Source organism: Malacoplasma muris, from assembly GCF_046774425.1.
Lineage (GTDB): Bacteria > Bacillota_I > Bacilli_A > Mycoplasmatales > Mycoplasmoidaceae > Malacoplasma > Malacoplasma muris.
The window spans coordinates 561,167-576,252 of sequence record NZ_CP177248.1 but is presented as its reverse complement, the minus strand read 5'-3'; the positions used below and the strand labels follow the sequence as shown (position 1 = coordinate 576,252).

General features: G+C 23.4%; 8 protein-coding genes. 7 read left to right on the top strand and 1 reads right to left on the bottom strand.

Translation table 4 applies throughout. The annotated features are described in order from the left end of the window. Positions 1-4: 4 nt before the first annotated feature. Positions 5-3,676, top strand: a complete 3,672-nt coding sequence (locus ACLFO7_RS02290; protein WP_412031905.1) for a hypothetical protein — start codon at positions 5-7, stop codon at positions 3,674-3,676. 130 nt (positions 3,677-3,806) lie between these two features. On the opposite strand, the gene ACLFO7_RS02285 is transcribed toward ACLFO7_RS02290, so the two are convergent. After that, positions 3,807-4,691, bottom strand: coding sequence for an IS30 family transposase (locus tag ACLFO7_RS02285; protein WP_412031904.1), 885 nt, complete (start codon positions 4,689-4,691; stop codon positions 3,807-3,809). A 407-nt stretch (positions 4,692-5,098) separates the two neighbouring features. Between ACLFO7_RS02285 and ACLFO7_RS02280 the strand changes: the two genes are divergently transcribed. From ACLFO7_RS02280 to ACLFO7_RS02255, 6 genes are all read left to right on the top strand, one after another. Continuing rightward, a complete protein-coding gene (locus ACLFO7_RS02280; protein WP_412031903.1) occupies positions 5,099-8,776 on the top strand; it encodes a hypothetical protein in 3,678 nt (1,225 codons plus the stop codon). Between the two features lie 161 nt (positions 8,777-8,937). Continuing rightward, positions 8,938-9,912 carry an IS30 family transposase gene (locus tag ACLFO7_RS02275; protein ID WP_412031902.1) on the top strand — a complete coding sequence of 325 codons (975 nt, stop codon included), beginning with the start codon at positions 8,938-8,940 and terminating at the stop codon, positions 9,910-9,912. A 314-nt stretch (positions 9,913-10,226) separates the two neighbouring features. Beyond that, positions 10,227-11,183 carry a glycosyltransferase family 2 protein gene (locus ACLFO7_RS02270; protein WP_412031901.1) on the top strand — a complete coding sequence of 319 codons (957 nt, stop codon included), beginning with the start codon at positions 10,227-10,229 and terminating at the stop codon, positions 11,181-11,183. 8 nt (positions 11,184-11,191) lie between these two features. Continuing rightward, on the top strand, positions 11,192-11,926 hold the full coding sequence (locus tag ACLFO7_RS02265; protein ID WP_412031900.1) for a hypothetical protein: 735 nt from the start codon (positions 11,192-11,194) through the stop codon (positions 11,924-11,926). Between the two features lie 11 nt (positions 11,927-11,937). Further along, complete coding sequence (locus ACLFO7_RS02260) at positions 11,938-14,130, top strand: ATP-dependent helicase (protein ID WP_412031899.1); 2,193 nt, start codon at positions 11,938-11,940, stop codon at positions 14,128-14,130. A gap of 22 nt (positions 14,131-14,152) precedes the next feature. After that, entirely contained in the window at positions 14,153-14,944 is a 792-nt protein-coding gene (locus ACLFO7_RS02255; RefSeq protein ID WP_412031898.1) for a TIGR00282 family metallophosphoesterase, read from the top strand. The last annotated feature ends 142 nt before the right edge of the window (positions 14,945-15,086 follow it).

Below are 15,086 nucleotides of genomic sequence, written 5' to 3'. Positions count from 1 at the left end.
TAGTATGAAAAAAAATAATAAGATATTGATGAATGTATTTTTTTTATTTTCTGTAGTTGGTTTATCTACAGCAACTGTAGGTTTTTTAAAAAATGACAATGCTTTTTATAATCTTAGTAATAATAATTTAAAAGCTGTTTCAGCTGATGATATGTCTTTAAATATTAATAATAGAAATAACAACAATGAAACTCCATATGGAATTGTTAATATTTCTGGAACAAAAGTTAGATTAATTTCTTTTTTTAACACAGTTGTTTGAGAATATGATTTAAATTCAAATAATTCAATAATCAAGCAAATTACTAATTCAGTGCCAAGCAGTGTTGCTAATAACTTTTTTGTAAAATACAATCCATTTACAGATCATATTATTGTTTATGGAAAAGTTACAGTTAGTAGTTCTACTTCTCCTTTTATATTTCAACTAAACTTACAAACAGGATTGCCATATTATGCAAAGTCAAATAGTACTCTTGGAATTTTATCAAGTTCTACACTTGGGAATATGGAAATATTTGATTTTTATATTAATAAAAATAATGGTGTGATTTTTCCAATACCAAAAAATGGTTTTAATAATAATGGAAACAGTGATATTAAATTAGTTAACTCAATAAGTTATGATGTTGTACAAACTAAGTTTACAGGTTTGACAACTGCTAGTTTTACATATGAAGCAAGTAAATCTATTCAAGCTATTTTTGATATAAGCAATGATGTATGAGGGTTTACTCTTTTTACTAAAAATACTGGGACTACTAAAGATAAAATTCAATATTTTTTATTTGATGGTTCATTAAACTTTGTAATTAAATCTAGTGAAATTGAAGTTAATTCAACAAATGGAAGTGCAACTACAAGTTCTCACTCAGAACATTCAGTTGCTACTCCTGTTGTAATCCCTTATATTGAACAAAATAAACAAATGTATTTGTTAATGGACTCAAGCGTTGTGCCAATAGGTGATTCTAATTATACTAATAGTTTTATTTATGGAACTGAATCATTTTGAACTTTTAAATTTTATTATGATAAAACAGGAAATAGTCATACATTTACTCAAGGTAATAGTACATCAAATATTATGATGAATGGTTCACCATACTCCATTCTTTCATTTGATTTGGATAAGAAAAACAATGTTTTATATTATATATCATATGGAACAACAAGTAGCACTCCTAAAACAATTGATTGAGCAAAATATATAATTGGATCTTTTAAAATAGAAAATGCAACAATATCTTCTATGCACACAGCGTTAACTATTACAACTGATGCTAATGTTAAAACTATCCCATCTTTTAGCTTGATCAATGATGCTAATATTAAAAATAACAATGGATGATTTGTGTTGCAAGAGGCAACATATACAGCAAATTTTAGTTCAACTTTAAATATATCAACAACAAATCCTGAAAAAATAAATTTTAAACGTGGTAATGGTGTTCCAGGAACTTCAGGACTTGGAACTCTTACTGCATCTAATAGTTGGAATCGTGTTATAGAGAATTCTTATTCAACTGCAGCTGATAGCTCTAATTATAAAAGTAAGTTACCACAAGATGTTCCAGAAAGTGAAATATTAAATTGAGTAAGCTACAGTTTTTCAAACACAACTAATAGTTTTGATTATAGCATCACAAAGTCACTAGAAAATATGACAGCTTTAAGTGGTTATACATTATCAGGGTCTAATAATGTTTTGTTTAATAATTCTACAGGAGCATTAAAAGCTAGAGTGAAAGTTGATTTTGATGAATGATGAAATACAGGTAGTAAATATACAAGATATATTGATATAGATTTAAATATATTCAATACAGTAGAAAAATTAAAATTTATTTTAGTTACAAATAATACAGTAGATAGTACAAAGTATCAAGCAATTGAAACTTTAAAACAAACTAAAAAACCAAGCGAAGTAACAACACAGGAAATATTAGATAATTTTTTTGTTGTAGGAGCAAATTCTTCATTAAATTTAACTACCAATTCAATTAGTATCAATGGTACAGGTAGTAATACAACACCAAATTATAATTATCCAATAAAAGTTACTACAGATGATGTTGGAGGAGTGTTGTCATTAACTTATGATTTATCATCTTTATCATCACTTAGTATGGAAAGTACTAATGTTAGAGGAAGATATGATTTTACAAATTTTGTAAAAGAAATAACAACAACTCAAATAACACTTAATGTAACAAAATTTAATGAAATTAAAAAAAATAAATTACCTTATGAATTTGATTTAGATGATATAGTTTCTTCATTAAACGTTCCAAGTATTTATAATAATTATGCGAATTGAGAACTAACATATAATGATACTCCTTATACTGAAGCTTATTATAATAATTTGATGACTGGAACAACATCTTTTACAATTAAATATAGAAAAGATAATACTATACCATCAACAATTCCTGACACTGATTTAATTGTTACTGTTGATTCAAATTCTAATGGTACAGGTTGCAAGAAAATATCTGATATAACAGGGAACAGCATTACATTTGATGAAAATGTAGCATTATCATTAACAGGTGATATGTCTCTTAATGATGTTAATGATAATTTAGGAACTTTATTAAGAAAAACAATTGGTATTAAAAATAATTGATTTAGTTCAAGTGAAATTAATTTAACTTTAAACAATGATAAAACAACAAATAATGTTGCAACATATAATCTTTCTTTTAACAACAATCAAATTAATTCTAATATTAAATTGTTTAATACAGTGGATAACACTTATTACCATTTATTAGTGAAACAAGAATTTATAGAAAAACTTAAAACAAATCAGGAAACATCAAATTTGTTTAGTTTGACAGAAGTTTCTTTTAAATATAGTTTAGTTAAATATAATTGAAATTATGGGATAACTCAAACAAACACTATTCCACAAATGAATTATGAAACTATGTTAAATTCAATTAATGAAGAAAGACAAGCAAATAATAAAAATAAAATTGAATATGAATTTTTGCTGCCATCTCAATTTATTAGCAAATATAAAAATAATTGACAAGAATTTAATGAATTATATCCTTTAATATCACCAATAAAAAATTCTACATCTTTAAACTCAACAAACACAAATCCTGAATATTTTGAAATTGATGAAATAGTATTTATAGGTAATGATTCTTTAGGTACTGTAAATGTAAGATATACATTACTCTATAAAAATTTAGGATCTAGTGGATTAAAATCAAATGCTGAAATAATATTAACAAATTTTAAGACACTTGAAAGTAATTCAAACAATTATTTAACATTAGTTATTATACTTAGTGTTATTTTAGCTTTAATTGTGATTATTACTCCAATTATATTAACATTTAGACGTAATAAATATTTACATGCAAAGAAAAATAATTCAAATAATAATGGTGAACTATTAAAGAAATTAAATAAAATTAACAAAAATGTTGTTCCTGTAAAAACAACAAACCAAATTTATAATAAAAAAATAGTGGATAAATTAGCTAATCCAAATGTAGCTTCTAATAAGGAAAATAATAAAAATTTATTGGAGCAAAATAAATTAAGTATTCCAAAAACAAATAATGTAAATAAACCAATAATTGTTTCTAATCCTAATGTAATAAGGACTAGAGGAAATAAAAATATTAATAATTCAAATGACAAGAAAAAATAATTTCTCTTTATTTTTAATATAAGAATACAATAGTATAAATATAATACTATTCCCTGAATGAAATATGAAGTGCAACATCATAATAGCACAACTTATAACTCATAGCCAATAAAATGGTTATGAGTTTTTATTACCTTTCTATATAATGTTTATTTATTTCATAACTTGATTTAAAACCAAACATTTTTCTTGGCATGAGGTTTATCCTATTTTGTAGTCTAACTACATCATCATCTGTTAATAAATCAAAGTCTGTTCCTTTTTTATAAAATCTTCTAATAATACCATTAGCATTTTCATTACTTCCTCTTTGAAATGAAGCATATGGTTCACAATAATAAATTTTGCAATTTAATCAATAGGCAAGGATTCCTATTTTATTAAACTCAATTCCATTATCTATTGTGATTGTTTTTACTTTTAAATTATTTTGTTCAACTAGTTTTTTAATTGTTGAATTTATTGTAAAAGAATTTTTATTTTTGACTTTAACAATATATGTCATTCTTGTAACTCTTTCTACTAGAGTTAGCAAAATTACTATATCCAGCTTTTCTTTTTTCCAATAATTAAATCTGCTTCAAAATGTCCATACTATTCTCTTTTTTCTATTTTTAGAAGGTCTAGCTCAAAAAGGAAATACATATTTTTCATCAAATTTAGAAAACATACCTTTATGTCTTTTTCTTCCTTTTACATATCCTTTTCTGAGTCTATCTGATCTTTTTAATTTTCATCTATTGGATTTTATTCAATTAAAAACCTGTCTAGAACTTGGTGTTTTGACACAAGGATAATTTTTTTTAATATAATGACAAGTTGCTTCAACTCCATGATCTATTTTTCTAAATTTATCTAAAAATAAATCTGTAAAGCTTTTGTATCTATCAAGATAAAAAGCATGAGAATTTCATTTTCTATTTAAGTATTTTTTATGAGCATTATTAGAATTATATATTCCACAAGATTCATTTCTTTTTAATTCTCTTGAGATTGTAGATCTATGTCTATTCAATTCTTTTGCAATTGAATTTAAAGATCTTTTTCTTGGTAGAACATAAATTCAATTAATGCTCTTTCTTTTTCTGATAAATGGTTGTATAACATAGTGGGTGTCTCGTTGTTATGGAAAACTATAAGGGCACCTTTTTTCTTTTGTCTATTTTATGTAAACAAAAAAATGAAGTGCACATATATTTTACAATATGTGTTGCACTTCATATTTCAATCGAGCAATAGTATAAATATAATACTATTGTTTTTTTATTAAAATTATATATATAACTTTATAAATGCATATATAAAACAATTCTAATAATATAGAATTTTCTAATGAAAGTAATATATTTGTATAATGTATCATTGTATATATTATGAATGTATATATTTTTAATATTTAAACCTATTATAAGGATGTATATTATGTCAAACAAAATTTCTTTAAATAAAGTTAACCTTAGAAAAGGTAATATTTCAAAGCCGAAAAAAGAAATTAAAGTTTTATCAAAGAAAACAATATTATTAGGAACAATGTCAACAATTTTAGTTGCAACTCCTATGACTTATTGTGTTTATCATTTAACAAATCAAAGTATAAACACTGTATGATTTAACGGAAAGTCTTTTAGTAGCAAAGATGATGTTTATAATTATGTTGAAAAAAATTCAATTGTTGAAAATTATAAAAGAGAAGATGAAACAAAATCTAAATGAGTTCTAAGATTAGGAAAATTAGAACAAGTTTTTGAAACACCAGAAGCTTTAAGAGAATATATTTATAAAAATCAATTAAGTGTTGAAAATTATGTCACTTCTTTAGATTTATCACAATATATAGATCAATCTACGGGTATTTTACAAATAGATCAAGTAATTGGACAACTTAATAAAGAAGATAGCAACAATAAAGTAAATACTTCAACAATATATAAAGGTAAGAATGACTCAATTAAAACTTCAAATGATGATGCTTATTCATCTTATTTTGAACCTAGAGAAGCATACTATTTTAACAATATGTATTTTAACTCAAAAGAGCTTTTAAGGTCTTATTTGCTTTCTGATTATTTACCAAATAACAATTCTAGTTTTAATTCAATTACTATAGTTGCTCCTAATGGATCAACTTCTGCTCCAATTAATGTTAATAGTTCTAATGCTGTATCATATTTAACAAACTTTATAAATAGTAATGTAAGCAAAGTTGTAGAATATTCAAATCCAAAAAATGGCCAAAAAATAAATATAACATCTGAAAATGTTAATTCTGTTGTTAATGATATTGATGTTAGTAATTTTTCATATCAACATGTTCAAAGCAATCAAGGTGAATCAAGATATGTTATAGATAATAGCATCAATGATAACTATAACTTAATAGGACCATATTTTTATAATGGTAATTTAGATATTGGTAGTTTTACAAATAAAAGTATGTGAAAAAAAGTTAGTGGAATGACAAATAACACAAAACATAAAGTAGCTTTTCAAGAATCTAAAATTGATAATATGATTGGTTCATTTTTTACAATGATTATGAATGATGATAATCAATTAAACATGAAAGAATCAGAATATGAAAATAAAAATGTTAGAATTTTTAGAACATTACTTCAAGATGAAATGGGCAATTCTTTAGATGAAACATATCTATCTGATTTGAAAGATTTTAGCCAAGATTTGTATAATGAAGTTATTTCAACTAATATTAATTTAATGAATGGGAAAAAATATAATACATTTTATAAATTCCCTGTAATGTATAGTTTTATATTGCAAAGATTAATTAGTAGAAATGCTAATCAAAAAATTATAGATAAAACAATTGATTACTTTGGTCAAGTTGCTGATTTTTTACAAGATATATTAGACATCATTGTTTTAGATGAAAAAATGTTAATTGGAAAAGATGGATCAAAACTTGATATTAAATCATTATTTAAAATTGGGGATAGTACATTAGATTTGAACACAACTCCTGAATATTACATGAATAAATTAAAAGAATATCCTTTATTAATTGCTGCAATTAGTTCATATATTGGAGCAGCTAATAATTTAAATATGTTGAGTGGATTAATGACTTTTTCAGGTTATGATCAAAGTTATTTGTTTGAATTTAATGTAATTAGCAAAGATGAATTTTATAAAGAAGAAAATTATAGTGTGTTTAAAAACATCTATGAAACTTTTTCAAAGTTAAATATTACTGATATATTTGAAAGTTTTGCAATTCATAGTCAGTTAAAAGAAGTAAAAGATGTTATTACTTTAAGTACTGAAGAAAAAATTAAAGTTTTATCATCTACTTCTTTAAGAAGTAAAAATGTAGCAATTTATGATATTTTGGTTGGTGTTACAGCATCAAATGCTACTATTCATGAATTAAGTGATGCAGCATTACGTGCTGAAATTGATGAATACACAAAAACTGGTAAATTTGATCAAACAGGTTATTTATATAAAATAAAAGATAAAGCTAGTTGATTTATCGAATATACAAAATTAAATCCTGATGCTGATTGATATAAAACTTATTTGTTAGTATTAACAGATCATAGATTAAATAAAGGAGTTTTTACTACTAAAGAAACTCTTACTAATCAAGCAGCATATAAAGCAGCTATAGGAAAATTAACAAGTATTTGTTTTGCTTCAAGTATTGGAGTTATAGATGCTCTAAATGATTTATATTGATCATATCAAATTTGATCGACATTACATGATGTTGATAGGTTTTGAGATTTAATGAGTACTTTAAATAATGCTATTAGACGTAAGTGACATGACATAAAAGATTATTTTACACCTAATTTTGTGTGAAATTATTTACATTTTCATCCAAATGCTATAAAGTTAGATTTTGTAAGAAGATGAAGTTCATTCAAAATTATGACAAAATTTGATGACTATGTAATGCCTGTTCTTAATGCAATTGGTCCTGCTTTTGGTATTGCTTTTGCAGCTTTTGAAATATTTGCAATTGTTACTGAAATTTTAAAAGTTGAAAAATTTACTGATTACTATATCTATACAACAGCAGATGGTACAGAATTTATTTGAGATGGTGGGCAAACTACAAGTAGATATTTTGGTTTAGAAGTTAAAGAAGTAAATTCAATAGATGACATGAAACTTATTGAACCAATTCAATTTACTCTTCCTCAAGTTCAAGAATTTTATTATTATAACCAAGTTAAATATTATAGTCCTGAAGAATTGAAAAGAGATCAATTAAAACAAATGTTATATGGAAAAATGGATTTATCTAATAATAAATACTTTAGTTATAAATATACATTTGCAAATGTGAATAGTTATCACTCTTCATCATTTAATTCAATAGAAGAAGTTTTAAACCATGTTATTTCTGATTTAGGTATAACTAATAATGCAAATGGAACAATTGATATTTCAAATATAAATCAAACAAGTGTTTATTTTGGTAAAAAAGTTTATTCGTTTAGTAATGGAATTTCAACTAATACTGCAGAACATAGTGTTATAGCTACTAATATACTTAATTCTATTAGACCTACTTTAATTGCAAAGATCCCAACTTTAGTTGATGGCTATGCTGATAATATTGATTCTAAAGAATTTAAGTTACCAGGATTAGTTTGAAATAATGGAGCTATCATCAATAATATAGAAGAAGCTTCAAATTATGTTGTTGATAATAGTGCTAATGCACTAAAAAATGGATCAACTATGCCTTCTGATGGAAACATTAGTAGTGATATGTTTGTTGAAAAGGACAGCAAACTTGCTATTACTAAGGCAAAAGAATCTTTATTAGCTACTTTTAAATCTAAATTCAATATAAAAACCAAAAACATTTTAACTTCATCTTATATTTTGAACAATAGTTTTGAAAATATACCAAGTGATATTAATAATGTAAGTATTTATAAAGCTACATTACCTGATTTAGGAACAATGTATTTTTCAGATAGAATAAGAGCTGAAAGATGATTAATTAAAAACATTAATTTCGAAAAATACATTAACTTAGTTGATGACAAGAAATATATTTATAATAATCAAATATTTAGAAGTAAAAAAGAACTAGAACAATTTGTTGATAGTTGTATTCATTAATAATTTAATCCAAAACAAATTTTTATTTGTTTTGGAGCTGCATTGAAATATGAAGTGCAACACATATTGTAAAATATATGTGCACTTCATTTTTTTGTTTACATAAAATAGGACAAAAGAAAAAGGTGCCCTTAGTTTTCCACAACAGCGAGACACCCACTATGTTATACAACCATTTATCAGAAAAAGAAAGAGCATTAATTGAATTTATGTTCTATCAAGAAAAAAGATCTTTAAACTCAATTGCAAAAGAATTGAATAGACATAGATCTACAATATCAAGAGAATTAAAAAGAAATGAATCTTGTGGAATATATAATTCTAATAATGCTCATAAAAAATATTTAAATAGAAAATGAAATTCTCATGCTTTTTATCTTGATAGATACAAAAGCTTTACAGATCTATTTTTAGATAAATTTAGAAAAATAGATCATGGAGTTGAAGCAACTTGTCATTATATTAAAAAAAATTATCCTTGTGTCAAAACACCAAGTTCTAGACAGGTTTTTAATTGAATAAAATCCAATAGATGAAAATTAAAAAGATCAGATAGACTTAGAAAAGGATATGTAAAAGGAAGAAAAAGACATAAAGGTATGTTTTCTAAATTTGATGAAAAATATGTATTTCCTTTTTGAGCTAGACCTTCTAAAATAGAAAAAAGAGAAGAATATGGACATTTTGAAGCAGATTTAATTATTGGAAAAAGAAAAGCTGGATATAGTAATTTGCTAACTCTAGTAGAAAGAGTTACAAGAATGACATATATTATTAAAGTCAAAAATAAAAATTCTTTTACAATAAATTCAACAATTAAAAAATTAGTTGAACAAAATAATTTAAAAGTAAAAACAATCACAATAGATAATGGAATTGAGTTTAATAAAATAGGAATCCTTGCCTATTGATTAAATTGCAAAATTTATTATTGTGAACCATATGCTTCATTTCAAAGAGGAAGCAATGAAAATGCTAATGGTATTATTAGAAGATTTTATAAAAAAGGAACAGACTTTGATTTATTAACAGATGATGATGTAGTTAGACTACAAAATAGGATAAACCTCATGCCAAGAAAAATGTTTGGTTTTAAATCAAGTTATGAAATAAATAAACATTATATAGAAAGGTAATAAAAACTCATAACCATTTTATTGGCTATGAGTTATAAGTTGTGCTATTATGATGTTGCACTTCATATTTCATTCAGGGTCCAAAACAAATTTTTATTTGTTTTGGATTTTTTTATTCATTAATTAAATATGGAATTATAATATATTTATTGTTTGAATGGGTTTATAATTTGGCAATTAATTAATTTATCATTAATTTTATTAATATAACTAACAAAATAACTAGTATTTTTAAAATACTTGTTTTTTATAAAAAAACATTTTATATTTGTTTTATAAATTATAATTTAATGTGTAAAAAGGAAGGGGAATATATGAAAATTTCAATAATATATCATGTTTATAAAGAACATTTTAATTTGAATGAATCAATTGAAAGTATACTTAAACAAGATAACAAAAATTTTGAGTTAATTTTAATTTTAGATGCCCCTTCTGATAATGCTTCAGATATTATAGAAAAATTTGATTTGTTTAAAGATAAAAGAATAAAAATAATTAAGTTTATGGAAAATTTTGGTAGATCTTTTACCTATAATTTTGCATTGGATAAAGCAAAAGGTGATTATGTATATTTTACAGAATCTAAGGTTATTTTAGAACCAAATTTTATTGGCGAATTATTAGATGTAATCAAATCTAATAACAACAAATATGACTATATTAATTTTTTGGTTAGTAATAATGATTCATTAACTAATCTACCATATGAAGTTGGTGCTGGATTTGATAATGAATTAGATAATATTGTTAATATAAAATTAACATTGAAAGATAAAATATTTAAAAGAAAATTTTTAATTGATAATAAAATTGAGTTTGCTCAATATAAAAATTTTCACTCACTTTATATTTATAATGTTTTAGAAAACTATAAATATGCATTCTATCTTGATAAACAATTAGCTAATTGAAAAAGAGAACTTAAAAAAGGTTATGAATATAATTTGTATAATATATTAGAATCTGCTGAAATGTTATGTGAAATATTGATGAAAAAAAATGAGTATGATGAAGATAGAATTAATGCATATCTTACATGAATACCAATTTGTATTTTGTATGAATTTGTTAAAAAAATGTATTCATCATATCACAATAATGAAAAAATTGTAACTAAGGCAATTGAAAATGCTGCAGATTTAATAGATAGAATTTATCCCAATTATAAAAAGAATCCAAAATTGGAAATTTTAAATAGAAAATTAATATCAAAATATATTCTTGAATTTAAAAGAAATTTTTCTTATGTTAGAAAGAATTTAAAATAGGTTTAAAAATGGGAGCTTTAAAGAGTAGTAATAAAGCAAAATATAATTTAGCAAATGCTTGAACTAGATTAGTATCAAAATTTTTTGATTTAGTAATTATTATAGGTGCAGTAGTTGGACTAGTTTTTGCGCTTTTTTATAATGATGGTGAAGTAGTATATTCTTGAAAAGTTTTTTTGTTGTCTTTATTAACTTTCTTTCTATTTTTTATTTGATTTATAGTTATTCCTTTTGCTTTTAATGGTTATACAGTCTTTTCTGCTTTGTTTAAGATAAAAATATATAGTGTCTCATTAAAAAATATTTATTTAAATAAATGATATAAAAAAATAGATTTTAAATTTTTATTTGAATTGATTAAAAGAGAATTATTTTTGTGAGGATTACCTTCAATCATTTTTCTTGTTTTTGGGATTGTTAGTTTTACATATCCTAATGAAGCAACAACATTAATAAAAAATATTATTGGATATAAATCTGATACATTAACAAATGTAATTGGGACTATTTTTACAACATTAATTTCACTAAGTTTATTATGTCCCTTAGTAATAATTATAAATATTATTTTTACATCAAAAAAAAGAAGCTTGAATGATTATTTTAGTAATACTGTTGTTTTAAAAATGATTGATGTTAATAGTACAGATATTGATAATAATAAAAACATAAAACAATCTAAAACAATTAATATTAAGTATGGATTGCCAGGCGAAATAGATCCAGAAGCAATTATAGATTAGGGGGTAATTTCATGAGTGATAATAATTATTTGTCAAAATTAAATAATAAGCAACTTTTAGCTGTCACAAGTGATTTATGTAGCACCCTAGTTGTAGCAGGGGCTGGTAGTGGAAAAACAGCTGTATTAGTTTATAGAATTGTTCATTTGGTTAAAGAAATAGGTTTTGATCCAAAAAGGATATTAGCATTTACTTTCACAAATAAAGCAGCAACAGAAATGAAAAATAGAATAACTTCTATTATTGATAATTTTCAATTTAATTGAATAGGTACATTTCATAGTATTTGTTTAAGAGTTTTAAGAGAAGAAGTGCAATATACAAATAGGTATTCTAATTTTACTATTGTTGATGAAGATGATCAATTATCAATTGTAAGAGAGATTTATAATAGATGTGGGATTGATAAAAATATTTTATCTGCAACAAATTGTTTATATTTTGTAAGTGCCTTGAAAAACAATAGAATTCCAGTTAATGATTGTGCAGATGAGATTAAAAATTTTTTAGAAAATGATATTGGTAATAAAAAAGCTAATGTTATTGAAAGAGTTTATTTAGAATATGAAAATTATTTAAAAGAAAATAATCATTTTGATTTTGATGATTTAATAATTTACACATTACATATTTTTAAAAATAATCCAAATATTTTAGAGAAGTGACAAAATAAATTTGATTATATATTAGTTGATGAATTTCAAGATACTAATTATGACCAATATGAATTAATTAAATTATTATCCAAAGAAAAAACTAATATTCTAGTTGTGGGCGATCCAGATCAAATGATTTATTCTTGAAGGGGTGCTTATAAAGAAATATTTAAAGAATTTGTAGAAGATTTTAAAGATGTTTATACAGTGATTTTAGATAAAAATTATCGTTCTACTAAAAATATATTAGATGTATCAAATTCTTTGATTAAAAATAACGGAAATAGAATTGATAAAGAGTTATATACAGACAATAAAGCTGGAACAAAAGTATTGTATTTTAATGCTTCAACACAAGATAGAGAATCAAGATGAGTTTTAGAAAAAATAAAAATGCTTGTTAATGGTAATGTATATACTTATAATGACATAGCTATTTTATATCGTAGTAATTTTGTATCACGTAATATAGAACAAGAATTAATTAAGGCTAACATACCTTATTTTATATTTGGAGGTTTTAAATTTTATCAAAGAAAAGAAGTAAAAGATATTCTTGCTTATATGAAACTAATTTGTAATAATGATGAACTTTCTTTGTCTAGAATTTATAACACCCCAAGAAGAAAAATATCTGAAGCAACTTTTACAAAATTAAAAGAATTAGCTTACAAAAAAAATATTACTACTTTTGAAGCATTTGATTTTTTAGATGAAATTGATATTAATAATAGTACTAAAAATGCATGTATAGAATTTAAAAATTTAATAAATGAGTTTAAGGAAAGAAAATTCAAGTCATTAACGGATTTATTTGATTACATATTAGAAAAAACATTATATAAGCAAATGCTTATAGACCAAGAAGAAAAAAATAGATTAGAAAATCTAATAGAATTAAAATCAGCTATTAATCAATTTGAATTTAAAAATCCAAACTCTACTATAAATGAATATTTACAAGAGATAGCATTATATACATCATTAGATGAAAGCAATGAAAAAACAAAGAATAATGTTGTTTTAATGACTGTCCATTTAGCAAAAGGATTAGAATTTAAAAATGTTTTTATTATTCAATTTAATGAAGGAATTTTTCCTTCACAAAAGTCAATTGACTCAAATGATATTAGTGAAGAAAGAAGAATAGCATATGTTGCTATGACAAGAGCAAAAGAGAATTTATTTCTTACAAGTTCTGATGGAGCAACATTTAATTCAGATTCAAAAATTATCAAAACACCAAGTAGATTTTTTTATGAAATAAAAAATAACCCTAATGTTGAAATAATTAATGAATCATATAAAAGAATAACTGGAACTGAAAATAATTCCTGATTTAATAGTTCTGAAAAAATTAAATATGATGATTTTTATCACAAAGAAGATAAAGAATTTAATTTAGGTGATGCTATAATTCACTCAACTTTTGGAAGTGGGGTAATTGTAGGAATAAAAAATGATGTTTTAGATATTGTCTTTAAACATCCATATGGAACAAAATCGATATTAAAAAATCATAAATCAATTATTAGAAAACTTTCTTAATTGATTGTTAGAATGGAAAAAAATGAAAATTTTATTTATTGGAGATATATTTGGTGAATGTGGAAAATATGCAATTCACAGTGAACTATCAAATATTAAAAAAAACTATAACATTGATTATGTTATAGCTAATGCTGAAAACACTACTTTAGGTAGAGGTTTAAATTGAGCAGATTATAATGAGTTAAATACTTCAGGTATTGATTTTTTTACAATGGGAAATCATACATGGCATAAAAAAGATATTTTTGAAATATTATCTAAACAAAAAAATATTATTAGACCTGCAAATATATTAAAAGAATTAGAAATTGGAAAATTTGGAGTTGGGAGTAAGACTATTTTATTAAATAATAAATCAGTTAGAATAACTAATTTATTAGGTTCTACAGTTCATTTTAAAGATCAACAAACAAATCCTTTTTTATATTTAGAAGAATTATTAGAAAAAGATAATTCTGATATTCACATTGTTGATTTTCATAGTGAAACAACAAGTGAAAAAAATGCATTTTTATTAAATTTTGCAGGAAGAGTAACAGCTATATTTGGAACTCATACTCATGTTCAAACAAATGATACTAAAATTTACAATAATACAGCTTATATAACAGATGTTGGTATGACTGGTCCTAAAAATGGAATTATTGGAGCTAAACCTGAAAGTATTATCAATATGTTTATGGGAAATAGTGAAAGATTTAGATTGGAAGAACAAGTTGGAAAGTATCAATTTAGTGCTGTTGTATTAGAAATTGATGATTTATCTAATAAACCAATAAATTTAACCAATATTTTAATTTATCAAAAATAATTTATTATTTTTGATTTTTTATTATTTTACTAATCTATTTTAATTTTAATAATTACTTCTTATAAACATCTAGGAAATTTATAAAATTAATTTATATTTTTAGTCAATTTAAAATAATAATTATAAATTATTGTGTTATAAC